This is a genomic window from Roseovarius aestuarii, from assembly GCF_019966515.1.
Taxonomy (GTDB): Bacteria; Pseudomonadota; Alphaproteobacteria; order Rhodobacterales; family Rhodobacteraceae; genus Roseovarius; species Roseovarius aestuarii.
Genome location: NZ_JAIMIB010000004.1, coordinates 197,606 through 224,220, shown reverse-complemented (window position 1 = coordinate 224,220; position 26,615 = coordinate 197,606). Strand labels below are relative to the sequence as shown.

Here is a 26,615-nt window from a genome sequence, read left to right as displayed (position 1 = left end):
ACAGTGATAAGAAAACGATCCTGACTGAAACAAGCGAAAGCAGATTTCATGGCCTTTGAGACGATCATCGTCGAACTGGAAGACCACGTTTCCCTCATCAAACTCAACCGCCCGGATGCTTTGAATGCATTGAACGACCAATTGCTGGGCGAGCTGGTCGTGGCGCTGAACGAGGCGCAGGAAAACGAAAAGGTGCGCTGCATCGTCATCACCGGCTCAGAAAAGGCATTTGCCGCCGGGGCCGACATCAAGATGATGAGCGACAAGAGCTTTGTCGAAATGTTCGGCAGTGATTTCTTTGGTGCTGAGAGCGACGCGATCATGCGTATCCGCAAGCCGATCATCGCTGCTGTCTCCGGCTACGCCCTGGGTGGCGGCTGCGAACTGGCGATGATGTGCGATTTCATCATCTGTTCCGACACCGCCAAATTCGGCCAGCCCGAGATTAATCTGGGCGTCATGGCCGGTCTTGGCGGCTCGCAGCGTCTGACGCGGTTCGTGGGCAAATCCAAGGCGATGGACATGAACCTGACGGGCCGTTTCATGGACGCCGAAGAGGCCGAGCGTTCGGGCCTCGTCAGCCGCGTGGTTCCGGCCAAGAAACTGCTGGAAGAGGCGATGTCGGCCGCGCAGAAGATTGCCGAGAAGTCGATGATCGCGACCATGGCGGTCAAGGAAGCGGTGAACCGGTCATATGAAATGACCCTGCGTGAGGGGCTTTTGTTTGAACGCCGCGTGTTCCATTCACTCTTCGCGACCGAAGATCAGAAAGAAGGCATGGCTGCCTTTGCCGAAAAACGCGAGGCCCAGTTCCGCGACCGCTAGGGCTCCCGCTCGACAGGACATGCTGTCGTCTTGCTCTTCAGGCGCGTGGGATGTAGGCAGGATGCGTCAAAAACGGGGGCATCCATGGCACAAGATGATCCGAAAACTCTGGTCTCAACCGACTGGTTGGGCGCACATCTGAAAGACCCTGATCTGCGGCTTTTGGATGCCACGTGGTTTCTGCCAACAGATGGCCGTGATGCAAAGGCAGGGTATGACGCGGCGCATATCCCCGGTGCGCGGTTCTTTGACATCGACGAAATCAGCGATCACCGCTCATCGCTGCCGCATATGGTGCCGCCGGTCGAAAAATTCATGTCGAGGCTGCGGGCGATGGGCGTGGGCGACGGGCATCAGGTTGTGGTCTACGATCAGCACGGCCTGTTTTCGGCGGCTCGGGTCTGGTGGTTGTTCCGGCTGATGGGGCAGGAGAACATCGCCGTGCTCGACGGCGGCTTGCCCAAATGGATGACCGAGGAACGCCCGATTGAGGATCTGCCTCCCGTGATTAAGGATCGGCACATGACGGTGCGGCGGCAGAACCAGATGGTCAAGGACGTCACACAGGTTTCCGCCGCCTCGAAACTCGGAGATTACGAGATCCTCGATGCACGCGCCGCCGATCGATTCCGGGGCGAGGCGCCGGAACCGCGTGAAGGCCTGCGCTCGGGCCACATCCCCGGCTCGAAATCCGTGCCCTATAGCGAGCTGCTGAACGCAGACAATACGATGAAATCACCGGACGATCTGCGCGCGGTCTTTGCCGCCGCGAAGGTCGAGATGTCGAAGCCGGTGATCACCTCCTGCGGATCAGGCATCACCGCCGCCATCATCAACCTGGCGCTGGAACGTGTCGGCAAGACCGATCATGCGCTTTACGACGGGTCCTGGGCCGAATGGGGTGCCTACCCGACAGTCCCTGTCGCGACCGGAGACACCTGACATGCTGAACGCGCTCCGCAAACAGCCCGAGGATAAAATTCTTGCGCTGATGCAAGCCTATAAAAGCGACCCGCGGACCGATAAGATCGACCTTGGCGTCGGTGTCTACAAGGATGCCAGCGGCAAGACACCGATCATGCGCGCGATCAAGGCGGCCGAGCAAAAGCTGTGGCAGGAAGAGATCACAAAAAGCTATGTCGCTCTTGCTGGCGATCAGGAATTCACAACGGTGATGAGCAATCTGGTGCTGGGCAATGCCGTCGCCCCGCAGAATGTTGCAGCCGCCGGTACGCCGGGCGGCACTGGTGCGGTACGGCTGGCCTTCGAGCTGGCCCGCATGGCCAATCCCGATCTCAAGGTCTTCGTCTCGGACCCAACCTGGCCTAATCACATCAGCATTCTGCGCTACCTGGATATCGAGACCCAGCCCTATCGCTATTTCGATGATGCGACCTGTGGTGTCGACTTCGACGGCATGATGGCGGATCTGGAAGCTGCCCGCGCGGGTGATCTGGTGCTTTTGCACGGCTGCTGCCACAACCCGACCGGTGCTAATCTGAACCTGACGCAGTGGCAGGCGGTTATCGACCTGTTGAACCGCACCGGCGCGGTGCCAATGATCGACATCGCCTATCAGGGCTTTGGTGACGGGCTGGACGAGGACGCCGCCGCGACCCGGCTTGTTGCCGCGAACTGTCCCGAAGTGCTGATCGCTGCAAGCTGCTCGAAAAACTTCGGCATCTACCGCGAACGCACCGGCATCTTGATGGCGGTGGCGCAGGATGCCGGGCTGCGCGCGGTAGCGCAGGACAACCTGAATTCGCTCAACCGGTTGACCTATTCCTTCCCGCCAGATCATGGGGCCCGGCTGGTCAGCATGGTGCTGAAAGATGATGCATTGCGCGCCGATTGGCAGGCCGAGCTGGAAGAGGTCCGCACCGGTATGCTCGCGCTGCGCCAACAGCTGGCCGACGAACTGCGTCGCCTGTCCGGCTCGGATCGTTTCGGGTTTCTGGCGCAGCATCGCGGCATGTTCTCGCGCCTCGGCGTCGGGCCTGATCTGGTTGAAAGGCTGCGCGCCGATCACGGTATCTACATGATCGGTGACAGCCGGATGAACATCGCCGGGCTGAACGCGCAAACCGTGCCTGTTCTGGCGCAGGCAATCATCGAGGCCGGCGCGTAATCTGCACCGGCCGATGCCTTCACGCTGCGCCTTATGGCTCGCCGATCATCCCAAGGGTCACTGCACAATGCTCTCCTGCGTAAAACGCATCCAGCACGTCCTGAAAAACCCGTGCACCGTCTGCGGCCCGGAACAGCGTCATGCACGACCGCAGCTTCAATACATCGACCGGCCCCAATATCGCCCGCGCCGGGATATCCCGCCGTGTCAGCATTGCTGCGCTGATCTCCTCCAGCCGCGCACCCAGAACTTCATGCGCCAGATACGCCCGCGCCTCTGTCAGCCCCTTGATGCCGTAATGTTGTGCGGTCGGGGATCTGCCTAATCCACATAATTGCGGGAACACGTACCACATCCAATGAGAGCGTTTGCGGCCCGCCCTGATCTCATCCAGCGGCTCAGGCCAGATTAGCGCCTGCGCATCAGTGAACCGATCAAGGCTCACCGCAGAATGCCGGGCAGGTTCAGCCCATGTTCCTTCGCGCAGTTGATGGCAATCTCGTAGCCCGCATCCGCATGGCGCATTACGCCTGTCGCCGGATCGTTCCACAGCACGTTGGCGATGCGGCGGTCCGCATCCTCGGTCCCATCGCAACAAATTACCATGCCCGAATGCTGGCTGAAGCCCATGCCGACGCCGCCACCGTGATGCAGGCTGACCCATGTCGCCCCGCTGGCGGTGTTCAAAAGCGCATTCAACAGCGGCCAATCGGATACCGCGTCACTGCCATCCTTCATCGCCTCGGTTTCACGGTTTGGGCTTGCAACAGAGCCTGAATCGAGATGATCCCGCCCGATCACCACCGGCGCGCTAAGCTCACCGTTCCGGACCATTTCGTTGAAGGCGAGGCCCAGCTTGTGTCGCACCCCAAGGCCCACCCAGCAAATCCGCGCAGGCAGCCCCTGAAAACTGATCCGGTCCCGCGCCATGTCCAGCCAGTTATGCAGATGCGCGTCGTCGACCAACTCCTTTACCTTGGCGTCGGTCTTGTAGATGTCTTCCGGGTCACCACTAAGCGCACACCAGCGGAACGGCCCAATACCGCGGCAAAATAGAGGTCGGATATAGGCAGGCACGAAACCGGGGAAAGCAAAGGCATTTTCCAGACCCTCTTCCAGCGCCACTTGTCGGATGTTGTTGCCGTAATCCAATGTCGGCACACCCGCATTCCAGAAATCGACCATCGCCGCCACATGCACTTTCATGCTGGCACGCGCGGCCTTTTCCACCGCTTTCGGGTCGCTCTCCTGCCTGGCGCGCCACTCGGCAACATTCCAGCCCTGCGGCAGATACCCGTGCATCGGATCGTGGGCGCTTGTCTGGTCGGTCACGATATCCGGTTTCACTCCGCCGTTCTTCATGATTTCAACCAGCCGCGGAAAGATATCCGCCGCATTGCCAATTAAAGCCACGGATTTCGCCTCGCCCGCCGTGGTCCAGCGGTCGATCATCTCCAACGCATCTTCAAGGCTATGCGTCTTTTCATCCACGTAACGCGTGCGCCGGCGGAAATCAGCACGGGTCTCATCGCACTCAACGGCCAGACAGCAAGCTCCAGCCATCACTGCCGCCAAGGGCTGCGCGCCACCCATACCGCCGAGGCCCCCGGTCAGAATCCATTTGCCAGTCAGGTCGCCGTCATAATGTTGCCGCCCGGCCTCGACAAAGGTCTCATAGGTACCCTGAACGATGCCCTGAGAGCCGATATAGATCCACGATCCGGCCGTCATCTGGCCGTACATCGCGAGGCCCTTCTTATCGAGTTCACTGAAATGATCCCAGTTCGCCCAGTGCGGTACTAGATTCGAATTGGCGATCAGAACCCGGGGCGCATCCTTATGCGTCCGGAACACACCAACCGGCTTGCCAGACTGCACCAGAAGGGTCTGATCTTCCTCCAGATCCTTGAGTTGGGCTACGATAGTATCGAAATCGGCCCAGGTACGCGCCGCGCGCCCGATACCGCCATAGACCACCAGCTCGTGCGGGTTTTCGGCTACATCCGGGTGCAGGTTGTTCATCAGCATCCGCATCGGCGCCTCGGTCAGCCAGCTTTTTGCAGTGATCTCGGGTCCGGTATCGGGATAAACGTCCCGAACGTTGTGGCGAGGGTTGGTCATCTTATTGCTCTCCCATTTCAAGGGTCATGTTCAACCCGGCGGCCTCTGCCAGCGCGCCAGAGCTGATCAGGTCCGCCGCTGATTGCAGATCCGGGGCCAGGTAACGATCCGCCTCCAACACCGGGATGTCGCGCCGTAGCCGTTCCAGCGCGGCCTGCAGGGGCGGGCTGGTCTTCAACGGCGCGCGAAAGCCAATGCCCTGCGCGCCGCAAATCGCCTCGACCCCCAGGATCGTTGCCAGATTGGCATTCATCCGTTTTAACCTCCTCGCCGCATGGGCGGCCATGCTGACATGGTCCTCCTGATTGGCAGATGTAGGCGTGCTGTCGGTCGTGCACGGATTGGCCAGATGCTTGTTTTCGCTCATCAGCGCCGCGGTGGTCACCTCGGCGATCATCAAGCCCGAGTTCAGACCCGGCTCCGGCGTCAGAAACGGCGGCAAATCGAAACTCAGCGTCGGGTCCACCATCAGGGCCACCCGGCGTTGGGCAATCGCGCCAATCTCGGCTATCGCCAGCGCAATCTGATCGGCGGCAAAGCCCACCGGTTCTGCGTGGAAATTACCGCCGCTGACGATACGTCCCTCATTGACCAGAACCAGCGGATTATCCGTCACCGCGTTGGCCTCAATTTCCAACACCTCGCCAGCGCGACGCAGCAGATCAATCGCAGCACCACTGACCTGCGCCTGACAGCGAATGCAGTAGGGATCCTGCACGCGGGTATCGCCCTCGCGATGGCTTTCGCGGATCTCGCTGCCTTCCATCAAGGCACGTTGCAGTCGCGCGGCAGCGATCTGCCCCTGGTGCCCGCGCAGGGTGTGGATTTCGTCCACCAGCGGCGCGGTCGACCCCATGATGGCATCGGTCGACAAGGACGCCGTGACGATACAGGCCTGCGCATTGCGCCAGGCCCCCCAAAGACCGGTAAGCGCGCAGGCGGTCGAAAACTGCGTGCCGTTGATCAGCGCCAACCCTTCCTTAGGGCCTAATAAGATAGGCTCTAATCCAGCCAAATTTTGCGCTTTTAGGCCCGGTAGCCGTGCGCCGTCATACCAGGCCTCACCCTCGCCGATCATCGCGGCGGCCATATGCGCAAGCGGTGCCAGATCGCCCGACGCCCCGACCGATCCCTGATCAGGCACCACCGGCGTGACACCCTTTTCCAGCATGGCTTCGATCAACGCCACGGTGCGCCACATTACACCCGAGGCGCCACGCCCCAGCGACAAAAGCTTGAGCACCATCATCAGTCGGGTCGTGGCGATATCCAGGGCCTCTCCGACACCACAGCAATGGCTCAGGATCAGGTTACGCTGCAACGCTTCGACGTCGTTTGCGGGGATCTTGACACTGGCCAGCTTGCCAAAACCGGTGTTAACGCCATAAACCGCCTCGTCGCCCGCTGCGGCGCGGGCAACCAGTTTAGCTGCCGCCTCGACCTGCGGCTTGACCGAGGCATCGAGCCTTGCGAACAGACCATCGCGCCATATCGTCTCAAGCTGTGACAGCTTCGTGCTGCCCGGATGTAAAATCTGGCTCATTATGTGCCCCCAAAGATGCGCCGTTCCAGCGGGTTGAAGCCGATGCGATAGGCAAGTTCTGCCGGATTAGAGACGTTCCATACTGCTAAGTCAGCCCGCTTGCCGGGTGCAATCACACCGCAATCGGACAATCCCAATGCCCGCGCCGCATGCACTGTTACACCTGCCAACGCCTCTTCAGGCGTCAGGCGAAACAGGGTGCAACCCATGTTCATCACCAACAGCAACGAAGACAGAGGCGACGACCCGGGGTTGCAATCCGTCGCCAGCGCCATCGGTACGCCGTGCGCTCGGAATGCCTCAATCGGTGGAAGCTGCGTCTCGTGCAGCGTGTAGAACGCGCCCGGAAGCAGTACAGCAACGCTGCCCGAAGCTGCCAGCGCCTTGGCGTCATCCTCATCGGCATATTCCACATGATCCGCCGACAATGCGCCATACGCTGCCGCCAGTCTGGTGCCGCCAATATTGCTGAGTTGCTCGGCATGCAGCTTGATCGGCAGGCCCAGTTCGCGCGCCTTATCAAACACCCGCCTGATCTGCGCGATGTCGAAGGCAATCCCCTCGCAGAACCCGTCCACCGCATCGACCAGCCCCTCTGCATGAGCCGCTTCTAATGTCGGAATGGCGATTGAATCGATGTATTCATCTGCGCGACCCTTAAGCTCTGATGGAACCGCGTGCGCGCCCAGGAACGAGGTCATAACCCGCACCGATCGCGCCCTGCCAATCGCCCGCGCCACGCGGAGCATCTTGAGTTCGGTGTCGCGATCCAGCCCATAGCCCGACTTTACCTCGATCACGCTGACCCCCTCAGCCAGCATCGCATCGACACGGGTCAGCGCATCGACCAGCAAGTCATCTTCGGAGATGTCGCGCGTCGCTGTCACGGTTGAGACGATCCCACCACCAGCGCGCGCCACTTCTTCGTAACTGGCACCGTTCAGGCGCATCTCGAATTCTGTCGCACGGTTGCCGCCAAAAACGATATGGGTGTGGCAATCAATCAGCCCGGGCGTCACCAGCCGTCCGCCCAGGTCTTCGCCCACCCCGTTATGTTCAGAGGGCAGGTCGGCCTCGGGCCCAGCCCATGATATCTGACCCTGTTCCACCACAATAGCTGCGTTCTGGATCAACCCGTAAGGTTGCCCACCCGCCATCGCGGCCAGCACCGCATTCCGCAAAAGCATCCCACATTACTTTCTTGATTACCCGAGTCGTGCTTGATATTATGTATAGACATAATAATCTGTCAAGCGGAGAGATGCCATGCCAACGATCTGGGCCCGTCAGGCTTTGTTGCCCACCGGCTGGGCGCGCGATGTCGCGGTCGAGGTGGACGAGACCGGACATATCACCTGCGTCACACCCGATACCGCCGCAAGTGGCCACCGTACCGGCATCCTCTTGCCCGCGCCCGCCAATGCCCATTCCCACGCTTTCCAGCGCGCCATGGCAGGCCTGACCGAAGGCCGCGGCCCCGATCCGCGGGATAGTTTCTGGACTTGGCGACGGCTGATGTATCGCTTCCTTGACCTGCTCTCGCCCGAACAGGTTCAGGCCATCACGGCCCTTGTGCAGATGGAAATGCTTGAGGCAGGCTATGCCACCAATGTCGAGTTTCACTATCTGCATCACCAGCCCGGCGGTGTGCCCTATGACGACCTGTCGGAGATGTCCCAACGCATCACTGCCGCCGCGTTGCAAACGGGTATCGGCCTGACGCTGCTGCCTGTGCAATACCAGTATGGCGGTTGTGACCAGCGCGACCTGACCGAAGGCCAGATCCGTTTCGGCAATGATCCGGCCCAATTTGCCAAGCTGATGCAGGGCGCCGGTAGCGCACTCGCCTCACTGCCCGCTGACGCCCGGCTGGGCATGGCACCCCACAGCCTGCGTGCCGTCGCGCCCGGGGATATCGCTAACGCGCCCAACCTGGCCGCCGATGGCCCCATCCACATGCATCTGGCCGAACAGGTGGCCGAGGTTGACGAAATCAAGGCCGCCTATGGCCAGCGCCCGGTCGAATGGCTGCTGGATAACGCCGATGTGACCAACCAATGGTGCCTGATCCATTGTACCCAGATGGAGGCGCATGAAACCATCGCACTGGCGGCCACTGGCGCCGTTGCCGGCCTCTGCCCGATCACCGAATCGAGCCTTGGCGACGGTATTTTTGACGGCGTGCGCTGGCTTGACGCGCAGGGCAAACTCGCCGTCGGATCAGACTCTAACATTAGGATTTCACTCTCTGAAGAGCTTCGCACGCTGGATTATTCCCAACGCCTGCGTGACCGTTCCCGCGCCGCGCTTGCGACTGCCGAGCACACGACCGGCCGCCGCCTGTTCAACGCCGCCTGTGCCGGTGGAGCGCAGGCCGCCGGGCGCAAGTCGGGCCATATCGCCGAGGGCTATCTGGCCGATCTGATGGCGCTTGACGACAGCCATTTCGACCTGACCGGACAATCCCGCGACAAGCTTCTGGATTGCTGGATCTTCGCTGGAGACGACCGCATGGTTCGCGATGTCTGGTCCGCCGGGCGGCATCTCGTCAAAGAGGGCCGCCACCACGCCCGCGATACGATTACCGCCGCCTACACAAAGGCAATGCAACCGCTCAGGGATGCGTTGTGAGCGATCCGCAATTCAAAAGCTGGCAGGCGATTCAGGCCGAGGTTCTGCGTCGCATCCATGCCCGCGATTGGCCCCCGGGCCACACCATCCCGAATGAGGTCGACCTGGCGCGGGAATTCGGCTGCGCCCGCGCCACCGTCAACCGCGCGCTGCAGTCTCTGGCCGATTCCGGCCTTCTGGAACGGCGCCGCAAGGCCGGCACTCGTGTCGCGCTGCATCCGGTCGGCAAAGCGACACTCGATATCCCGGTTCTGCGACAGGAAATCGAAACCCGCAGCATGACCTATGGCTATCGTCTGGTCGAGCGGGCTTTGGCGTGCGCGCCGGCAGCACTCGGCACCGACAAGACCGCCCTGCATCTCATCGCGCTGCACTACGCCGATGACGTGCCCTATGTGGTCGAGGATCGCTGGATCAACCTTACTTCTGTACCTGCTGCTGCTGAACAACCCTTCGACCGGATCAGCGCTAATGAATGGCTGGTCATCACCGCGCCATATACCAACGGCGATATCAGCTTTACCGCCGAGGTGGCCGGTGCCGAGCAGGCCCGGTTGCTGAATACAGATACCGGCGCGGCCGTCTTTGTCATCGACCGAACCACCTGGGACCATGATCAGACCATCACCACCGTTCGGCTGACCTATGCACCGGGCTATCGCATCCACACCGCTATTGGCACGGGCATGACCGCAAAATGACGCGCGAACGAACGGCAAATTCGTCCCTTCCTTAATCTGCGCCAGAGGCAGCGGAGCCCTGTATGCAAAGCCCTCACAGAGTCCATCACGGTTTTGAGCAGTTTCCCGTTAACCATTTTTCAGCCCCTCTGTGAGAGATTTCTCTATCGGAACAAAAATGCAGACCTCTTGATGGATCGCTACAAAAACTACATTCGTACCCTGTCTGTGATTGCCATTCTGGCACTGCCAGCGCTGACCATACGTTTGCTAAGCGCCCAGAACGAGGATCTGTACCTACTGCCTCTCGCCCCGACCAACGAAGCTCGCCTTACCGACCACGAAGGCAAAGAAAGGAAGGGATTTGCCAGGATTGATGTACGTGTGGATTGGCCGCAGGAGGGGTCGGAAACCGTAACGCAGGCCAAGCTTGAGAGCCAGATTTCGAAGGTACTGAAACACCAGACTGAATTCTACAAAATCGAATTTACCGAACAGCCGGGCACGAGAATTGATGTTACCTTCACGGTCGGCCAGAATATCTATGGACCATTTCCGCCGGAGGGAATGATCGAAGGTATCCGCGTGGCGCTTGTGGCACTAAGAATGACCAACGGGCCCGAGGCGTTCTGAAGACGGGCCCGCAAACAAAGCTTTGCAGGCAAATTCAACCATCTGGCCTCGGTATGGTCTCGGCGATATGCTGCCCCTCGGGCCATGAACGCGAGAGGCAGGAATGATTACCTATGATTTTTCAAACCGCGTAGCGATTGTGACCGGCGCGGGCGGTGGTATGGGACTTGCAATTGCCAATATCATCCTCAATTCCGGCGGATCGGTGATCCTGTTTGATCTCAAACCGGAACCAGACAATCTGGCGGGCAGCGCAGATCAACGTCTTTATGCCCAGGGGGATCTGACCGATGCGGCATTTGTGAGTACTACCATTGATGCCGGTGCCGAACGGTTCGGTCACATCGACTATCTGGCCAATGTCGCGGGTGTGCTTCGGTTTGGCGACGACGTCTCGCTGCTCGATATGGATCTGGCCGTTTGGGATCAGGTCTTCGACAGCAATCTCAAATCCATGCTCCACACCGCCCGCGCGGCTGTCCCGCATATGCGCGATGCCGGGGGCGGTGCGATGGTACATTTTTCTTCCACCCAGTGCCTGCGGGGTGATCCGCTGCCGCAGGATGCCTATTCTACCGCCAAGGCCGGGGTCGGCGCACTGTCGCGCTCGCTTGCCATGCAACTGGCCAGCGATGGCATCCGCTCGAACGCGATTTATCCGGGGCTTACGCAGACCCCGCTTCAAGCCCGGTGGGATACGGATAAAAAGCTGGCTGAAGCTGGGTCATGTGTACCAATGGGCCGAATTGGCACAGCAGAAGAACTTGCCGCGGCGGCCGTGTTCCTGCTTTCAGACGGGGCATCCTATATCACCGGTACCGATCTGGTCGTCGATGGCGGGTTGCTGCTGAAATGAGCAGCGCAGCGCCTCAGCCGCCCTGCGCCAGCAGCTTGGCCAACCCATCGCGATAGTTTGGATAACGCAGCGAAACGCCCAGCTCGGACTTGATCCTGGCGTTGCTGATGCGTTTTGATTCCGAGTAGAAACTTCGCGCCATCGGGCTCATCTCGGCCTCTTCAAAGGGGATTGCGGGTGGCATCGGCGCGCCCAGCAATTCAGCCGCATATCCAATCACGTCCTCAGGCGGGGCCGGCTCGTCGTCGCAGACATTATAAGCCCGACCAGGGTTCGGCTGCGCGATCGAGGCTGCCAAAACCTGAGCAATATCGTCGACGTGAATGCGGCTGAAGATCTGGTTCTTCTTGATGATGCGCCGCGCCGTACCCTTCCGAATTTTCTCGAACGGGCCGCGGCCGGGACCATAGATTCCAGCCAGACGAAATACATGTACCGGCAATGAAGGAACACTCTGCCAACGCTCTTCCGCTTCCTTGCGCCACCTGCCGCGCTCGGTCGAGGGCCTCAGTTCCGCGTCTTCACCGGTCCATTCCCCGTTGTGATTGCCGTATACCCCGGTGGTCGACAGATAGCCAAACCAGTCGAGCTTCCCAGCCACTTCTTTGATCTTATCGCCGTATATGTTGAAAATTGGGTCCCCAGCCTCTCGCGGTCCGGCCGAGACAAGCATATGCGTCGCTTTGTCAAAGGCTTCGGTCAGGTCGCCATCGGGCCAGAGCACGGGGATCACGCCTTTATCTCTTAGCTCACCAGCCTTCAGTTCGCTTCTGGTGGTGCCATAGATCGTCCAGCCCTGCGGCAGCAACAGCCGCGCCAGTGCCTGTGCAGAATATCCGTGGCCGAATGAAATCAGTGTTTTGCTCATGGCGCTTTAATGCGGGGACCGCGCGGCAATGGCAAGTGGTCCCGGACGATACCCGCGCCGCTCAGGCGTGCATCTTCTTTTTGCGCGCGCGCGTGGTGGTTGTCGCCTCATCGCTACCGTCGTGAAAAGTGCCGAACCAGCGATCCCAGGGCATTTCCTGATTGCCGTAGTTGCACTCGTAATAGCGGTGATGCAATTGGTGATAAAACGTCCCCAACGCCAGGCTGCGCTTGTCCTTGATCAGCAGATCCTCATAGCCGGTATGGGTCATTGCAGCCCCGGGGCCCTGATAAATCACATGGAAAATCAGATGCACAGGGTGCGAGGCGACGATCCAGTGAATGCAGAGCGAGGTCAGGTAGATGAAATGCTCGATCGGATGCATCGACAGCCCAGACCACGGCCCGATATTGACATTGCGGTGATGCAGGGAATGTACCTTCTTGTAGATGAACGGCACGTGCAGCAGCCGGTGCGCCCAATAGAAGTGAAACGCTGACCAAATTGGTAGCAGCAGCAATGCCAGCAGGAACCAGATTGGGTTTGAGGCGAAAGTGAGGGTCGGCACATAGTCGTTTGCCATCAGCCACATGGCCACCACCTGAAACGCGGTCAGCTGCGCCACGCCCGAGCCCAGCGACCAGAACATGTTGTCATGGACCTGGTTCGAGAAACTCCACAAACGGTTGCCCTTGGCCTGATCCCGCCGGTCGAATTTCAGTGTCTGCCCCTGGCCCTTGCGCATGTAGAAATACCAGTGCAATCCGCCCGCGACGATGATCATCAGGCCCATATTCACGGCCCATGTCTGGAATATCCAGCCAAAGGCAAAGCTTTGTGCCGTTTCCAGCGACGGATAAAGCGTCAGCCACGCGATTGTGGCGACGATCACCATCATCACCCGCTCGCTCAGCGTCAGCCAGTTACGCGCAAACCAACGGGCAAGGAAGCTGGGGCTGGGCGGCCATTTGAAGATCGACGGATCCTGCAGGGGCAGATCGGGGTGATAATTCCACTCGCGGGATTGATTGCCTGAGGTGTCAGACATTGGGTCTCTCCACATTTATCGTGTCAGCATGGCCTAAGACGCGTAGGTCGAGCCTTCTTCGTCCAAAATCGCTTTCAGCTCAGCTAGATGCTGCACCGCCTGTCCAGGGTAGTCTTCCAGCTCTTTCGCGGTCTTTTCGGCCATCTCGTCGGATAACAAGCGGAGCGGCTGCGCGGTCCAGAGCGCTTTGATATAGGTCTCGCAGGCACGCTCGAAGTAGTACATCCTGTTGAAGGTTTCGGCGACGGTCTGACCGATCACCATGATACCGTGATTGCCCATAACCAGCACGGTTTTTGACGGATCGCTGAGGTTCGAACAGCACCGTTCCGCCTCTTCCTCAAACGCCAGCCCGCCGAAGTGATCATCCACCGCGACGCGATTGTAGAACGTCGCTGTGTTCTGGTCGATCGGCGGCAGGGTGCTATCGGCCAAAGAGGCCAGAACCGTGGCATAGATTGAATGCACATGCAGCGCGCAGCGCGCATGCGGGCACATCCGGTGCAGCGCACCATGCAGGCCCCATGCGGTTGGGTCCGGCGCGTTCGGACTTTCCAATGTTTCGGGGTCATTGGCATCTAGAAGCAGCAGGTCCGACGCCTTGATCCGACTGAAATGTACCTGATTGGGGTTCATGAGGAACTGTGTGCCGTCGTCATTCACCGCCAGTGAAAAATGGTTGGCAACGGCCTCGTGCATGTTCAGTCGCTCGGTCCAGCGGAACGCGGCGGCCAGATCAACGCGTTCGGGCCAATGGTCGATATTCGGGCGAAGTTCGGTGACGGACATGATGCGATGCTCCTTCGATCTCGTGCCTTTAATGGTGGCGTCTACCTCTGCTCTTTACCAACGAAAAAAATATGGGCATTCTACAAGTCTAGCTAATGGATAGATTATGCGATGCGCAAATCCCTGCCTCCGCTGAACTGGTTACGTGCTTTCGAGGCTTCGGCGCGGCACCTTTCTTTTACCGCTGCGGCGGGTGAGTTGAACATGACCCAAAGCGCGGTCAGCCAGCAGATCAAGTCACTGGAAGGCTATATGGGTCGGGCGCTGTTTCATCGCCGACCACGGGCATTGGAGCTGACCAAAACCGGCTCCTCCTATCTGCCGATCGTGCGCGACGCTTTTCGCACGCTTTCGCGCGGTACGCTGGCTGTCACCGGCGGCAGTGATGTCGTGGTTCAGGTCCATACCAATATGAGCTTCGGTACCTTCTGGTTGGCCCCCCGGCTGGGTCGGTTTTACGCGCGGCACCCGGACGTGCGGCTGAACATCATCGCCGAGCTGTGGGAGCAGGCAGAAGGAATCGCCCCCGGTGCGGATGTGGAAATCCGGTATTCGGTACACCCGTCCGAGGGGGTCGCTGCACGGAAACTGGTCCAGGATTACTCCTACCCGGTGGCGGCGCCGGGCTGGTCGGGCACGCTGGACGATGTACCCGGAGAGACCCTTTTTGATTGTGCCAACCTGATGGCAACCTGGGCAGCATGGGGCGAAGAGCAAGGCCTGGGCTGGTCCGATCTGAACGTGACTTACGCAACCACCTACGCAATCGCCCTTTCAGCCGCGGTCGCGGGCGCGGGGCTTTGCATGGCGCATGACACGATAGCGGGCCATCTGATCCAGTCGGGACGCTTGCAGCGTCTGTTCGATCACCGCGCCAAGATGAGCGAGGCCTATTACCTGGTCACGGCCCCGCACATCGCTGACATTCCCGGCGCAAAAGTCTTCGAAAACTGGCTACTCGAGGAAATGGCGCAGGATCAGAGCGGGCGTGACGCGACCCAGGCATAACCATTCTCGCACAGGATATAGGTCTCGCGCAGACCGTGGGGTTTGTCGGTGGGCGGTTGGAGGATATGCGCGCCGAATTTTTCGGCTCGTTTGGCAGCCTCATCCGGATCAGTCTGGTAAAGCCTGATTTCAGCCCCGGCGCCGCGTGCCCCGGCCTCGGGCAGCAGGCCAAGCAACGGGTTGGAGTGGTAGGTGCCGTCACTATGTAACTGCATCACCTGATCATGATAGCGTATGATCGCGAAATCCGCCGTGGGCTGGTAGGCGGTCATCTCAAAGACCTCAGTCAAAAAGGCGACCTCGGCCAGAACATCACGTACCAGCAGATTTAACCCGATACCGGTCAGGGATGCACCGAATGCCTCGGCGCTGATCGTATCATAATCCATGTTGCCCCCATCGCTTGCAGCAACTTGATCCCCGGTCGCAGCCGTGTCAACGTGTGGTTGACAGGCAGGTTTGCAGAATGGCGGAACCTTGGGAAAAAGAGATGAACGTGCACAGCCAAAGCAGCAACCTGACCACTCCCAAGTCACCCGCACCGCAGGAATTTACCGATGCGACGGCAGCCGTTGACCGACTGATCGAGCTTTACGCGATTGCGTCGGAATTTCTGTGTCAGGAATTCAGCAAGGCCCTGCATGGTGATGTGCCCGCCCGCCGAATACGCGCCTATTACCCCGAGATCCGGATCACGACGACATCGTTCTGCCAGGTCGATAGCAGGCTGAGCTTCGGGCATGTGTCCGAGCCGGGTACCCATGTGGCGACAATCACGCGGCCAAAACTGTTCCGGAACTACCTTGAGCAACAAATCGGGCTTTTGCTGGAAAACCACGACGTGCCAGTGCGCATTGCTGTGTCCGCTACGCCGATGCCGGTGCATTTTGCCGTGGCCAACGATCCCGACATTACCGTCCCGCAGGAAGGTGCCGCGGATTTCACGCTGCGCGACAAGTTTGACGTGCCGGATTTGAGCACCACAAATGATGACATCGTGAATGGCACCTACACGGTGGAGCACGGCGACGCCGGGCCGTTGGCACCATTCTCGGCGCAACGGGTTGATTACTCGCTCGCCAGGCTGACCCATTATACCGCCACCGACCCTGGTCATTTTCAGAACCATGTCCTGTTCACGAACTATCAGTTCTATGTCTCAGAGTTCGAGAATTACGCGCGCCGGATGCTGTCCGATCCCGAAAGTGGCTACACCTCGTTCGTGAGCACCGGCAATGCCGAGATAACTACGGCGGATGGCGATCTGCCGGTACCTGCGCAATTGCCGCAAATGCCATCTTACCATCTGAAACGTGCGGACGGAAAAGGCATTACCCTTGTCAATATCGGCGTGGGACCATCAAACGCGAAAACCGCAACGGATCATGTTGCGGTCTTGCGGCCACATGCCTGGATCATGGTCGGCCATTGCGCGGGATTGAGAAATTCCCAGAGCCTCGGCGATTTCGTTCTGGCCCATGCCTATTTGCGCGAGGACGGTGTTCTTGACGCGGATATTCCCGCCTGGGTGCCGATCCCGGCGCTGGCGGAAATCCAGATCGCACTGGAACAGGCCGTTGCCGCGGAAACGAAGCTGGAAGGGTATGACCTCAAGCGGGTCATGCGCACCGGGACGGTGGCCAGCTTTGACAATCGGAACTGGGAACTGCGCGATCAGTCCGGCCCGGTGCAGCGGCTCAGCCAGTCGCGGGCCATTGCGCTGGACATGGAGAGTGCCACGATCGCCGCCAACGGGTTCCGGTTTCGGGTCCCCTATGGCACGCTGCTTTGCATCAGCGACAAGCCGCTGCATGGCGAATTGAAGCTTCCCGGCATGGCCAGTGACTTTTACAAAACGCAGGTCTCGCGTCACCTTATGATCGGGATTCGCGCGATGGAATCCCTGGCTGAAATGCCGCTCGAACGGTTGCATAGCCGCAAATTACGGTCGTTTGACGAGACTGCCTTCCTCTAACCGAGCGTAAATCTGCACAAAATGCACTAAAAACACTTGTTTTCTTCCACTATTCGTTGTGTTCATACACAAGATAGCGTTAGTCTATGCGCATGAGGCCCAATAGCCGGGCAGTTGAAGGAGACCATAAAATGGCAAAACCCATGACCAAAACCCAGCTTGTATCTGCTCTGGCCGAAGAGATGGGCAGTGACAAGAAATCCGCAAGCGGCGCACTGGATGCTGTGATATCAATCATCACGCGCGAAGTGTCGGGCGGCGGTGCTGTAACCCTTCCGGGTGTCGGCAAGATCTATTGCCGCGAACGCCCCGAGCGCATGGTGCGTAACCCTGCCACCGGCGAGCAGATCAAGAAAGAAGCCGACAAGGTGGTGAAGATGACCATCGCCAAGGCGCTCAAGGACAGCGTGAACGGCTAAACTTGAATCTCATCAGAGTTTCGGAAAGGGTCGCCCCGAGGCGGCCCTTTTCATTTCGGAGCAGATCACATGGACATTCGGGCGATACTGGCGGGGCTGGCATTTGCCTTCATGTGGTCGAGCGCCTTCACCTCGGCCCGGATCATTGTTGCCGCCGCACCACCTCTGACGGCACTGTCGCTGCGGTTTCTGATCTCGGGTCTGCTGGGCGTTCTGATTGCGTGGCTGCTGGGGCAACGCTGGCGGCTGACGCGGGCGCAGTGGCGGGCCACGATTGTCTTTGGCATCTGCCAGAACGCGCTTTACCTTGGCCTCAACTTTGTCGCCATGCAGACAATCGAGGCCTCGCTTGCGGCGATCATTGCATCGACGATGCCGTTACTGGTGGCGCTGGCCGGCTGGGCATTTTTCGGTGAGCGCGTGGGTGCCTTGGGGTTCGCGGGTCTTATTGCGGGCGTCATAGGTGTTTTCATCATCATGAGCGCGCGATTACAGGGCGGCATCGACATGCTGGGCCTGGGTTTGTGTGTCATTGGGGTGATCGCGCTGACCTTTGCCACTCTGATGGTCAGGGGCGCCACTTCGGGTGGTAATTTCCTGATGATTGTCGGGTTGCAGATGCTGGTCGGCAGCGCCGTACTAAGCGTTGCTGCGGTGGCGACCGAGACGATCGCCGTCGACTGGAGCTGGCAATTGATCGCGGCTTTCGTTTATACGACGCTGATCCCCGGCCTCGCGGCCACGTTGGTGTGGTTTTGGCTGGTCAATCGCATCGGCGCCGTAAAGGCGGCGACATTCCATTTCCTCAACCCGTTTCTGGGTGTCGCGATTGCGGCGATCATACTGGGCGAAAACCTGGGAGTGCGCGAAATTCTGGGCGTGGCGGTGATTGCCGCGGGCATTCTGGCAGTGCAGCTGTCCAAGCAGAAATCAAAGCCTGGCTGATCTATGGGAATGAATTCGAATTAATGATGAATGCGGGGCATCGCTTCTGGCCTATTCGTGCCTGAACTGATTGACCGGGGCGGGCTGAAGCAAACCAGAACCTGGGCCGACATTCCGCGTTAAGAAAGCACCGATGCTAAAGACTGCCCGGTCTAGAATTTTCTCTTCTTGGCCGGGCATTGAGTGCCTGAAATCCTGATCCGTTGTGGCTCAGCCGATCTTGCCGCGTGGGCCATCGCCGACCTGTCCGCGGTGCAATAGCAGGTGGTCGAGCAGGACACAGGCCATCATCGCCTCGCCCACGGGGACAGCACGGATGCCGACGCAGGGATCATGGCGGCCCTTGGTGACCACTTCGGTCGGGGTGCCATCCATGCGGATGGATTTGCGCGGGCTGAGAATGGACGAGGTGGGCTTGACGGCAAAGCGTATGACAATGTCCTGCCCGGTCGAGATACCGCCAAGGATGCCGCCCGCATGGTTGGAAGAATAGACAGGCTCGCCATCATTGCCCATGAAGATTTCATCGGCGTTCTGCGTCCCGAGCAGCATTGCCGCTGACATACCCTCACCGATCTCGACCCCTTTGACGGCGTTGATCGACATCATCGCCGCAGCAAGATCGGTATCAAGTTTGCCATAGACCGGCGCCCCAAGGCCAGCCGGTGCACCTTGTGCAACAACCTCGATAATCGCTCCGACAGAGTTGTGATCTTTGCGCAGTTTTTGCAGATAGGCCTCCCATTCAAGCGCCGCATCAGCATCGGGAATCCAGAAATCATTACCGTCGATTGCGTCCCAGTCGAACCGAGCGCGATCAATCTCCATCTCGCCCATACGCGTCATGTAGCCCTTGATCCGGATGCCGGGCACAAGCGCGTCGAGCGCTGCGCGGGCAATACCGCCCGCCGCCACGCGCGCAGCGGTTTCGCGGGCCGAGCTGCGCCCGCCGCCCCGATAATCACGTAGCCCATATTTCTGGTGATAGGTGATATCGGCATGGCCGGGTCGGAAGGTCTGGGCGATGTCACCATAATCCTTCGATCGCTGATCGGTGTTTTCGATCATCAGCTGAATCGGCGTGCCCGTGGTCTGCCCCTCAAACACCCCCGACAGGATCTGCACGGCGTCGGGTTCGTTGCGCTGGGTCATGTTCTTGTTCTGACCGGGACGGCGCTTGTCGAGCCAGTGTTGCAGCATGGCCTCGTCAATGGCGATACCGGGTGGGCAGCCATCGACGGTTGCGCCCAGAGCGGGCCCGTGGCTTTCGCCCCAGGTGGTGACACGAAAGAGATGTCCGAATGTGTTGAGGCTCATCTGCTGGCTCCTTCCGCGCCGGTCTAGCCGGGCATCGCCGCTGGCTCAACCCCAAAGGCATCGGGAACCGGAGCCGAGTCGCTGGCCGGACGCGCAGGATCACAATTTCGCGTCGGTCACAAAAACCCGGAAACCACCGAGATTTTACATGCGGAGGGTTCGGTCAGGTCAATGAGGGAATTCAACCACCCGGGTAAAGCAGTCGATCATGTCTAGTGCCTTGACGAAGCTGTCGCCCAGATTGTCCTTTACGATATATCCGGCGATATTGTTGTCATAGGCGTTAGCCACGTCTGCCGGCGCGTCCGAGGTGGACAAGACAAAGATGACAAGCCGGTGAAGGGCTGGGTCGTTACGAACCTCTTCCAGAAATTCGAACCCATTCATGCGCGGCATGTTCAGATCAAGGGTTACCAGGTAAGGCGGCAAACGGTGCCCGTCACCGAATTCACCCCGTAACATTTCCAGTGCCTCACGACCGTCGCGCGCAACCTGCACCGGATTGATGATCTTCAGTTTTTTCAATGCGCGCTTGATCGCCAATACGCTGACGTGATCATCGTCGATAATCAGGAACCTGACTGGCTGGGTCGGCACGTTGACGACCGAGTTTAGTTCGATAGCTGTCATGTTCTGTCCTTTTGTTGGCGATTCAGGCGGCCATGTCATGACTCTCGGCGGCACTCGGAATAGCTGGTAAATCGAACTCGAACCTCGAGCCCCGCGTCGCTTTCGGATCGGATGAGAGCCTGATGGTGCCGCCATAGTGCCCCACCAGCTTGCGAATGATTGCCAAGCCCAGGCCGCTGCCCTCTACCTCGTCCCGGGGCCGGAGCGTCTGGAACAGCCCAAAAACGCGGTCATGGTATTGCAGGTCGATGCCAGGGCCGTCATCCTCGACCCTGACGCGCAGCCGCCCCTTACAAACCTCGGCGCTGACCCTGATGGTGCCACGTGCCTTGTCATGATGCTTGATACTGTTGCTGATCAGGTTCAGAAGAATCTGACGGAGCGGCGTGGCATAAGTCGTGACCTCGACGCGTGTGCCATCGTAGGAAAGCTGGAATTTTTCCTTTGAATCAAGCATCTCTTGGATGTCACCGACCATCTGCGACAAGGAAATCACGGCAAGGTCTTGGCTTTCCTTGCCAACGCGGGAGTATGCCAGCAGGTCGGATAGAAGCCGGTTGAGACGATCGACACGGCTTTGCAACAAAATCATGTTTGCGCGCCCGTCATCAGAAAACTGGTTTTCGGCATCCTTCATGGTCCATTCCGCCAGATCCTGGATCGCCCGAAGCGGTGAGCGAAGATCATGGGCGGCGACATAGGCGAAATTTTCAAGCTCGACGTTGGATCGCCGAAGTTCCTCGGCTGTGTGTCTGAACGTAGCCAGCGCAAGGGCCATCTCGCCACCTTTGTCATCTGCCTCCATATCCACATCGCAATGCGATTCGTTTGCCGCAATGGCTGAGACCGCTGTGGTGAGGCGCGACATGCGTTTGTTGATATATCTTTTGACGATCAGGATGTTGGCGACGCCAGCCGCCAATAACGAGCCGAGGCTTGCCATCATCAGCAAGATGATCACCTGATTTGCATTTGTACCCGACAGCTTTATACCGTCGCCGACCTGCGCACGGGCGACAGTTGTCAGCGCACCCAAATCGTTTGAGATTGCCGCGATCAGAATGCTTTGTTGTGACATCTTCTGATCAAGCTCGCTACGCAGAGCCTTGATGCGGAGAGCATCGCGCAAAATACCCGTATCACCAAAAATAAGCCTGTCGATGACACCGAGTTTGTCAGTCAGTATCGTGCGCTGCGATCCCGGTTGAATTTGCCCGATCAGGCCCGAGATCATCTGGGTCCTGCTGCGTAATTCACGCTCAATCCGGTCCGTTGCGTCCAACGTCGGGTTGCGGCCCAGATCTGTAACCGCGCCGACAAGCGCATCTGTCCTGAGCATGAGTTCCGTGATGACATTTCCCTGTGGCAGATTGCTTGCATACCCCCCGGTGAATTGCTCCGGATTTGCAACATTGGCCGATACTCCCACACCGGACCGGGATGAATGCATATTAGGCGGTTTCGCTAGCAAAGAACGAATTGCATTCTGATTCTCCCGCAAGCGAAGTGAAGACCTGCTGATCGAACGTTCGAACCCGAACAGATCGCGCCTCAACTCGAGAATATGATTAAGATTTGTGTCGATTGCGTCCAGTGACTCAGCCATGTTTATGGCTATATCTGGCGCCGATTGGCGCTGCGTCAGATGGTCGATATCACGCGTAAGCATGCGCAGGTGACCCCTGAGCGTATCGTCAAGCGTGGACATCTCGGTCAGGCTGCACACATTGTCGATGGCCTGCAGTGACAGCGCCAACCCGGTCAGGTTGCGTTCCACATTCTGTGCCGCGATGAACAGCGGAACGGACGCATCCATAAGGTCATCTGTTGTCTTATTCAGCTTGCCAAGCTGCAGGTAGCCCATGAACATTACCGTGATCAGCAGCAGCGATACCGACAGAAATACAAGCCGGAGCCTGGCAACGACACCCGATACCAACTGAAAGTCGCCCCATGCCAAAATGTTCCACCCCACGCTCGTCGCTTCAGGAATTCATTAAATTAAGGGGGATCCGTTAATTGCCAGTTAACGAAGTTAAACGCATCTTTTTCGCGCAGTTCCGACATGAATTTTGTCGACATCACTCTTGCTGCAAAGACGTTTCCACATCCGTCTCTGCTGCACCGATCCGAGAACCTAAGATACGTTTCGTCGGTTAACTAACAATTATCAATTCTCCAATAGACCGAAATTGCTAACACGAAGTGAGGGTAAAGATGGGAATTCAACAGGTTGAGGGTCACGCTGGAAAAACATCCGCACCAGGGCAAAATCACGCTGGCTCGAAAGAGTTTGAGGACTTCATATATCTGTTGAGCCACGACATACGAAACTCTGTCCGCGCACTGCTGGAAGTACCGCAATGGATTCAGGACGACCTGATCGAAGCCGGGTATCGCATCAACGAACCGCTGCAGGAAAATCTAGCCCTGATGAACACTCATACAAGGCGCCTTGACCGGATGCTGATTGATCTTCTGGTCTATTCGCGTGCCGGGCGGATGCAGGTGGTGAAGATGGTCGATATCTCGGAATCCATCGCGATCGTGCTTGACCAACTAACGATTCCGGCCGGTTTTGAAATTGATCTGAACCTGAAATGTGAGGAAATCCGTATGGGCGACCGGGACGTGCTGACCCTCTTTTCGGCGCTTGTTTCCAATGCCGTCAAGCATCACGATCTGCGTGAGGGTAAACTGGAAATTACGACACTTAAAAAATCAGGTGATTGCGTGATCGTCGTTTCCGATGATGGCCCGGGCATTCCTGAAAAATATCGGGAACGCGTTTTCGAAGTGATGACCACACTGAAACCGCGTGATGAGGTTGAGGGCAGCGGTATGGGGCTGGCCTGTGTTCGAAAAATTGTCGAAATCTATGGCGGGCAGGTTGCCTGGCTATCAGACCCGGCCCAACGCGGCACCTCAATTGAGCTAAGATTTCCAATATAGCGAAATACGCCAGCACTCTTTAGGTCCGACGGTCTGATGTGATCGCCTCGACCTGCATGAACGAAATCATAAGAGGGGCGCCCGTATTATCCGGCGCCCCGTCTGTTTTTCATTTCAGCGAACAACAAGCACCGAACAATCCGAATGGCGGACCACACGCGACGCATTGGGACCCAGCAGATAATCCTTGAAATCAGGCTTTTGAGCGCCGATCACGATCAATCCGGAATTCGCCAGATTCGCAGCTTTCAGGATTTCCTCATACGCCGTACCGGTTGCTACGATATGGCGTACATTTGCGTTCGCATCGGGGCCGATCACGCTTTCAACCGCTTCGCTCAGCAATCGCTGCGCCTCGGCCACAGCCTTTTCGTGATGATGGGGTTCGAAAAACCCACCGACAACACTCATGCCGAAATCGGGTACGACCGTGATGACATCCAACTGCGCGTCATCCAGCGCAGCCATGCGATGCGCCAGGGCCAGGACCTCCTTGTCCTTATCCTTGTTGCTGATGTCGACGGCGCAAAGTACAGGGCGCGAAGTCATGCCGGTTCTCCTTGCTTGTTCATGCGACCGCGCTGCAGGAAGGCGATCAGCCCCAACAGTACGAGCGCCGGGATAAAGACGAGTTCCTTTGGCATTTGATTTGCCGGAACCTTGACCGTGCTGATTGTCACCGGCTGATCGCCGTAGAAATCATAGCCCTGCATCGTGTCGGCATAGGGAGAACCGAATATCGGTTCTTCCATTTTCACCACGCCATCTTCTTCGAGCAGCATGATCCCAAGCGCCTCAAGACGTTCAGCGCCAGTGCCTTCGGCTTCGGGCGACATCACCAACGACGTGTCCTTGGAGTTTCCTGTATCGAAGTCAGGGCCGGTAACGATCACGCGAAGCTCATCACCAACAGCGGCATCGCCAAGCGCCTGCTCAAGTCCCGCGGGTTCGACAAACTCGTACGGTGGTTGCAGCCTGTCCATGATATAATCCGGCCGGAACAGCGCGAACGCCACGACGACCAGCAACACGCTTTCATAGATGCGGCTTTTGGTCAGGAAGTAGCCCATTGTCCCCGCCGTGAAGACCAGAATGGCAATCGTAGCAGATATCGCGACCAATATGCCCTGCGTCCAGGTAACATCTATCAACAATAAGTCGGTATTAAAGATGAAGACGAAAGGCAGCGCAACGGTACGAAGGCTATAGAAGAAGGCCACAAAGCCGGTTTTGATCGCATCGCCACCGGACACAGCCGCGGCGGCAAAACTCGCCAGACCCACGGGTGGGGTCACGTCCGCCATGATCCCGAAATAGAATACGAAAAGATGCACAGCGATCAGCGGCACGATCAACCCTGATTGCGCGCCGAGCTCCACCACAACGCCCGCCATCAGTGAGCTGACAACGATGTAATTCGCGGTTGTCGGCAGGCCCATGCCCAGGATCAGGCTGAGAAGACCCACCATGACCAGCATCAGGATCAGATTACCGCCTGACAGGAACTCAACCAGATCAGCCATCACCTGGCCGACGCCGGTCAGCGTGACCGTGCCGACGATAACCCCGGCTGTCGCAGTCGCAAGGCCGATACCGATCATGTTACGCGCGCCGTCGATCAAGCCCTGTACAAGATCCATCAAACCTTCACCGAACGCGTTTGCCATGTCACTTTCACCGCGGAAAATGGCTTTCAACGGCCGTTGGGTCAGCAAGATCACGAATAGCAGCGCGGAGGCCCAGAACGCCGAGAGACCGGGGGATTTCTGCTCGATCATCAGGAAGTAAACCAACACGATGATTGGCAGCAGGTAGTAGAGACCAGATTTGTAGATCTCGCCCACGACCGGCAGCTTTACCTCTTCGGCATTGGGATCATCCGGCAGCAGGTCAGGCACCTGCGCTGCCAACCAGAGCAGCAGCGCATAGACCACGAAGATGAGGATCGACAGGATCAACCCTGATGACGGCAGCGCCGATGTGATCCAGCCAACGGGATATTGCACGCCGTAACACAGCGCGGCAAAGCCCACGAAGAAGACCGCCATGCCTCCAATGGTGCGGCCCATCGAAACAACGCGGTCACCCAGGGTAGGCATGTTGTTTTTTACCGCCTCAAGATGGACGATATAGACCAGCGCGATGTAGGAAATCGCGGCAGGAAGGAAGGCGTGTGTGATGACCTCGACGTAGGAAATGCCGACATATTCTACCATCAGGAAGGCCGCGGCCCCCATCACCGGCGGCATGATCTGACCGTTGACCGAGCTTGCCACCTCGACCGCGCCCGCTTTTTCCGATGAAAAGCCCACGCGTTTCATCAGCGGAATGGTGAAGGTACCAGTGGTGACCACGTTGGCAATGGACGACCCCGAGATCAGGCCGGTCGCCGCAGAGCCGACAACGGCGGCTTTGGCAGGACCGCCACGAAGGTGCCCAAGCGCTCCGAACGCCATTTTGATAAAATAGTTACCCGCTCCGGCTTTTTCGAGCAGCGCGCCGAAGAGCACAAAGAGGAACACGAATTTGGTTGAAACCCCAAGCGCGATGCCAAACACCCCTTCGGAGGTGATCCACATATGGCTCATCGCTTTTTGCAGGCTGGCGCCTTTCCAGCGGATAACATCGGGTACCCAAGACGAGGATCCGAAGAAGACATAGCACAAGAAAATCGTAGCAATGATCGCCATCGCAGGCCCGAGTGCGCGGCGTGCACCTTCGAACAGAAGGATCAGGCCGATCAGCGCCACCCATTTATCGGTGTCATCGGCCAGGCCACCATTATCGACGATCTTTTCGTAGAAGAAAAATCCGTAAAGCGCGATACCCGCCCCCAACAGGCCCATGACCCAATCCTGGATCGGCACGTAATGCCGGGGCGATGACTTCAGCGCGGGGTAGGCCATAAAGGCTAGGAAAATGGCAAACGCAAGGTGGATCTGGCGCGAGTTGTTGATGATATCGCCTGGAAGCACATAATTGGCGATAGGTGACGCCAACAGCACCTGATAGAGCGACCATACCAGCGCGACAGTCGCCAGCAGCGTCCCGATCGCACCCGCAGGGTTACGCGACCCGGCATCGCTGGACGATACCAGTTCCTGCAGTTCCTCTTCGCTTAGAGGGCCTTTGCCCGACGTGTTCTCGGCCATAATTCACTCTCCCTGATACCGTGTTTTACGGTTTATTTATTTTGTCTTAGTCAGAAAGAAGGGGCGGCGAACCGCCCCTCCGAAACAGTGCCGGA

The 26,615-nt window shown here is 58.4% G+C and carries 25 protein-coding genes; 12 read left to right on the top strand and 13 right to left on the bottom strand.

The annotated features are described in order from the left end of the window. Window positions 1-48: 48 nt before the first annotated feature. From LC334_RS08050 to LC334_RS08040, 3 genes are all read left to right on the top strand, one after another. Complete coding sequence (locus LC334_RS08050) at window positions 49-825, top strand: enoyl-CoA hydratase (protein WP_085799854.1); 777 nt, start codon at window positions 49-51, stop codon at window positions 823-825. Window positions 826-909: 84 nt separating this feature from the next. Continuing rightward, window positions 910-1,767, top strand: coding sequence for a 3-mercaptopyruvate sulfurtransferase (gene sseA / locus LC334_RS08045; RefSeq protein ID WP_085799855.1), 858 nt, complete (start codon window positions 910-912; stop codon window positions 1,765-1,767). Between the two features lies 1 nt (window position 1,768). After that, window positions 1,769-2,953: an amino acid aminotransferase gene (locus LC334_RS08040; RefSeq protein WP_085799856.1), complete on the top strand. Its 1,185-nt coding sequence runs from the start codon at window positions 1,769-1,771 to the stop codon at window positions 2,951-2,953. A gap of 31 nt (window positions 2,954-2,984) precedes the next feature. On the opposite strand, the gene LC334_RS08035 is transcribed toward LC334_RS08040, so the two are convergent. From LC334_RS08035 to hutI, 4 genes are read right to left on the bottom strand one after another with little or no spacing between them, the layout of a single operon-like run. Beyond that, complete coding sequence (locus LC334_RS08035; protein WP_085799857.1) at window positions 2,985-3,398, bottom strand: DUF1810 domain-containing protein; 414 nt, start codon at window positions 3,396-3,398, stop codon at window positions 2,985-2,987. Beyond that, on the bottom strand, window positions 3,395-5,074 hold the full coding sequence (hutU, locus tag LC334_RS08030; protein ID WP_085799858.1) for a urocanate hydratase: 1,680 nt from the start codon (window positions 5,072-5,074) through the stop codon (window positions 3,395-3,397). Before hutU ends, LC334_RS08035 begins: the two co-directional genes overlap by 4 nt. 1 nt (window position 5,075) lies before the next feature. Beyond that, window positions 5,076-6,617, bottom strand: coding sequence for a histidine ammonia-lyase (gene hutH / locus LC334_RS08025; RefSeq protein WP_085799859.1), 1,542 nt, complete (start codon window positions 6,615-6,617; stop codon window positions 5,076-5,078). Further along, entirely contained in the window at window positions 6,617-7,804 is a 1,188-nt protein-coding gene (gene hutI, locus LC334_RS08020; protein ID WP_085799860.1) for an imidazolonepropionase, read from the bottom strand. The genes hutH and hutI overlap by 1 nt, the downstream gene beginning before the upstream one ends. Before the next feature lie 79 nt (window positions 7,805-7,883). Between hutI and LC334_RS08015 the strand changes: the two genes are divergently transcribed. The 4 genes from LC334_RS08015 to LC334_RS08000 all read left to right on the top strand — a co-directional run bounded on the left by LC334_RS08015 (window position 7,884) and on the right by LC334_RS08000 (window position 11,417). Then, window positions 7,884-9,248 carry a formimidoylglutamate deiminase gene (locus LC334_RS08015; protein WP_085799861.1) on the top strand — a complete coding sequence of 455 codons (1,365 nt, stop codon included), beginning with the start codon at window positions 7,884-7,886 and terminating at the stop codon, window positions 9,246-9,248. Then, window positions 9,245-9,949 (top strand): UTRA domain-containing protein, encoded by a 705-nt coding sequence (locus LC334_RS08010; RefSeq protein WP_085799862.1) that lies wholly within the window; start codon window positions 9,245-9,247, stop codon window positions 9,947-9,949. The genes LC334_RS08015 and LC334_RS08010 overlap by 4 nt, the downstream gene beginning before the upstream one ends. Window positions 9,950-10,120: 171 nt before the next feature. Further along, window positions 10,121-10,561, top strand: coding sequence for a hypothetical protein (locus LC334_RS08005; protein WP_085799863.1), 441 nt, complete (start codon window positions 10,121-10,123; stop codon window positions 10,559-10,561). Window positions 10,562-10,664: 103 nt separating this feature from the next. Further along, a complete protein-coding gene (locus LC334_RS08000) occupies window positions 10,665-11,417 on the top strand; it encodes an SDR family NAD(P)-dependent oxidoreductase (protein WP_085799864.1) in 753 nt (250 codons plus the stop codon). A gap of 13 nt (window positions 11,418-11,430) precedes the next feature. On the opposite strand, the gene LC334_RS07995 is transcribed toward LC334_RS08000, so the two are convergent. The 3 genes from LC334_RS07995 to LC334_RS07985 form a co-directional block, all read right to left on the bottom strand. Beyond that, complete coding sequence (locus tag LC334_RS07995; RefSeq protein ID WP_085799865.1) at window positions 11,431-12,285, bottom strand: SDR family oxidoreductase; 855 nt, start codon at window positions 12,283-12,285, stop codon at window positions 11,431-11,433. A 61-nt stretch (window positions 12,286-12,346) separates the two neighbouring features. Further along, window positions 12,347-13,333, bottom strand: a complete 987-nt coding sequence (locus LC334_RS07990; protein ID WP_085799866.1) for a sterol desaturase family protein — start codon at window positions 13,331-13,333, stop codon at window positions 12,347-12,349. Between the two features lie 33 nt (window positions 13,334-13,366). Beyond that, window positions 13,367-14,122 (bottom strand): class II aldolase and adducin N-terminal domain-containing protein, encoded by a 756-nt coding sequence (locus LC334_RS07985; RefSeq protein ID WP_085799867.1) that lies wholly within the window; start codon window positions 14,120-14,122, stop codon window positions 13,367-13,369. Window positions 14,123-14,233: 111 nt separating this feature from the next. On the opposite strand from LC334_RS07985, the gene LC334_RS07980 reads away from it, so the two are divergent. Further along, complete coding sequence (locus LC334_RS07980; protein ID WP_085799868.1) at window positions 14,234-15,130, top strand: LysR family transcriptional regulator; 897 nt, start codon at window positions 14,234-14,236, stop codon at window positions 15,128-15,130. Here LC334_RS07980 and LC334_RS07975 read toward each other — a convergent pair. After that, on the bottom strand, window positions 15,100-15,519 hold the full coding sequence (locus LC334_RS07975; RefSeq protein ID WP_085799869.1) for a VOC family protein: 420 nt from the start codon (window positions 15,517-15,519) through the stop codon (window positions 15,100-15,102). The genes LC334_RS07980 and LC334_RS07975 overlap by 31 nt on opposite strands. A 101-nt stretch (window positions 15,520-15,620) precedes the next feature. Between LC334_RS07975 and LC334_RS07970 the strand changes: the two genes are divergently transcribed. The 3 genes from LC334_RS07970 (at window position 15,621) to LC334_RS07960 (ending at window position 18,469) form a co-directional block, all read left to right on the top strand. After that, the gene (locus tag LC334_RS07970; RefSeq protein WP_085800050.1) at window positions 15,621-17,105 is read left to right on the top strand and encodes an AMP nucleosidase; all 1,485 of its coding nucleotides are present in this window, start codon (window positions 15,621-15,623) and stop codon (window positions 17,103-17,105) included. Window positions 17,106-17,236: 131 nt separating this feature from the next. Continuing rightward, window positions 17,237-17,524: an HU family DNA-binding protein gene (locus LC334_RS07965; protein WP_085799870.1), complete on the top strand. Its 288-nt coding sequence runs from the start codon at window positions 17,237-17,239 to the stop codon at window positions 17,522-17,524. 69 nt (window positions 17,525-17,593) lie between these two features. Then, on the top strand, window positions 17,594-18,469 hold the full coding sequence (locus LC334_RS07960; RefSeq protein ID WP_085799871.1) for a DMT family transporter: 876 nt from the start codon (window positions 17,594-17,596) through the stop codon (window positions 18,467-18,469). A 210-nt stretch (window positions 18,470-18,679) separates the two neighbouring features. On the opposite strand, the gene aroC is transcribed toward LC334_RS07960, so the two are convergent. The 3 genes from aroC to LC334_RS23190 form a co-directional block, all read right to left on the bottom strand. Beyond that, window positions 18,680-19,786: a chorismate synthase gene (aroC, locus tag LC334_RS07955; protein ID WP_085799872.1), complete on the bottom strand. Its 1,107-nt coding sequence runs from the start codon at window positions 19,784-19,786 to the stop codon at window positions 18,680-18,682. A gap of 168 nt (window positions 19,787-19,954) precedes the next feature. Continuing rightward, entirely contained in the window at window positions 19,955-20,416 is a 462-nt protein-coding gene (locus LC334_RS07950; protein WP_085800051.1) for a response regulator, read from the bottom strand. A 22-nt stretch (window positions 20,417-20,438) separates the two neighbouring features. Continuing rightward, window positions 20,439-22,391 (bottom strand): sensor histidine kinase, encoded by a 1,953-nt coding sequence (locus LC334_RS23190; RefSeq protein ID WP_085799873.1) that lies wholly within the window; start codon window positions 22,389-22,391, stop codon window positions 20,439-20,441. Between the two features lie 338 nt (window positions 22,392-22,729). Here LC334_RS23190 and LC334_RS07940 point away from each other — a divergent pair, with 338 nt between their 5' ends. After that, window positions 22,730-23,368 carry a sensor histidine kinase gene (locus LC334_RS07940; RefSeq protein WP_223412915.1) on the top strand — a complete coding sequence of 213 codons (639 nt, stop codon included), beginning with the start codon at window positions 22,730-22,732 and terminating at the stop codon, window positions 23,366-23,368. A gap of 114 nt (window positions 23,369-23,482) precedes the next feature. Here the strand turns inward: LC334_RS07940 and LC334_RS07935 are convergent, their stop codons facing one another. Together LC334_RS07935 and LC334_RS07930 are read right to left on the bottom strand one after the other, a co-directional pair. Then, complete coding sequence (locus LC334_RS07935) at window positions 23,483-23,917, bottom strand: universal stress protein (RefSeq protein ID WP_085799875.1); 435 nt, start codon at window positions 23,915-23,917, stop codon at window positions 23,483-23,485. Next, window positions 23,914-26,520 carry a TRAP transporter permease gene (locus LC334_RS07930; protein WP_085799876.1) on the bottom strand — a complete coding sequence of 869 codons (2,607 nt, stop codon included), beginning with the start codon at window positions 26,518-26,520 and terminating at the stop codon, window positions 23,914-23,916. Before LC334_RS07930 ends, LC334_RS07935 begins: the two co-directional genes overlap by 4 nt. Window positions 26,521-26,615: the final 95 nt, after the last annotated feature.

Excerpts from the sequence above, each read along its gene's own strand:
- LC334_RS07980 (WP_085799868.1), top strand. The coding sequence starts at position 14,234 with ATGCGCAAATCCCTGCCTCCGCTGAACTGGTTACGTGCTTTCGAGGCT.
- LC334_RS08040 (WP_085799856.1), top strand. The coding sequence starts at position 1,769 with ATGCTGAACGCGCTCCGCAAACAGCCCGAGGATAAAATTCTTGCGCTG.
- LC334_RS07960 (WP_085799871.1), top strand. The coding sequence starts at position 17,594 with ATGGACATTCGGGCGATACTGGCGGGGCTGGCATTTGCCTTCATGTGG.
- LC334_RS07975 (WP_085799869.1), bottom strand. The coding sequence starts at position 15,519 with ATGGATTATGATACGATCAGCGCCGAGGCATTCGGTGCATCCCTGACC.
- LC334_RS07970 (WP_085800050.1), top strand. The coding sequence starts at position 15,621 with ATGAACGTGCACAGCCAAAGCAGCAACCTGACCACTCCCAAGTCACCC.
- hutH (WP_085799859.1), bottom strand. The coding sequence starts at position 6,617 with ATGAGCCAGATTTTACATCCGGGCAGCACGAAGCTGTCACAGCTTGAG.
- hutI (WP_085799860.1), bottom strand. The coding sequence starts at position 7,804 with ATGCTTTTGCGGAATGCGGTGCTGGCCGCGATGGCGGGTGGGCAACCT.
- sseA (WP_085799855.1), top strand. The coding sequence starts at position 910 with ATGGCACAAGATGATCCGAAAACTCTGGTCTCAACCGACTGGTTGGGC.
- LC334_RS07935 (WP_085799875.1), bottom strand. The coding sequence starts at position 23,917 with ATGACTTCGCGCCCTGTACTTTGCGCCGTCGACATCAGCAACAAGGAT.
- LC334_RS07990 (WP_085799866.1), bottom strand. The coding sequence starts at position 13,333 with ATGTCTGACACCTCAGGCAATCAATCCCGCGAGTGGAATTATCACCCC.
- LC334_RS07950 (WP_085800051.1), bottom strand. The coding sequence starts at position 20,416 with ATGACAGCTATCGAACTAAACTCGGTCGTCAACGTGCCGACCCAGCCA.
- LC334_RS08000 (WP_085799864.1), top strand. The coding sequence starts at position 10,665 with ATGATTACCTATGATTTTTCAAACCGCGTAGCGATTGTGACCGGCGCG.
- LC334_RS08050 (WP_085799854.1), top strand. The coding sequence starts at position 49 with ATGGCCTTTGAGACGATCATCGTCGAACTGGAAGACCACGTTTCCCTC.
- LC334_RS08005 (WP_085799863.1), top strand. The coding sequence starts at position 10,121 with ATGGATCGCTACAAAAACTACATTCGTACCCTGTCTGTGATTGCCATT.
- hutU (WP_085799858.1), bottom strand. The coding sequence starts at position 5,074 with ATGACCAACCCTCGCCACAACGTTCGGGACGTTTATCCCGATACCGGA.
- LC334_RS07985 (WP_085799867.1), bottom strand. The coding sequence starts at position 14,122 with ATGTCCGTCACCGAACTTCGCCCGAATATCGACCATTGGCCCGAACGC.
- LC334_RS07965 (WP_085799870.1), top strand. The coding sequence starts at position 17,237 with ATGGCAAAACCCATGACCAAAACCCAGCTTGTATCTGCTCTGGCCGAA.
- LC334_RS08015 (WP_085799861.1), top strand. The coding sequence starts at position 7,884 with ATGCCAACGATCTGGGCCCGTCAGGCTTTGTTGCCCACCGGCTGGGCG.
- LC334_RS07995 (WP_085799865.1), bottom strand. The coding sequence starts at position 12,285 with ATGAGCAAAACACTGATTTCATTCGGCCACGGATATTCTGCACAGGCA.
- LC334_RS07930 (WP_085799876.1), bottom strand. The coding sequence starts at position 26,520 with ATGGCCGAGAACACGTCGGGCAAAGGCCCTCTAAGCGAAGAGGAACTG.
- aroC (WP_085799872.1), bottom strand. The coding sequence starts at position 19,786 with ATGAGCCTCAACACATTCGGACATCTCTTTCGTGTCACCACCTGGGGC.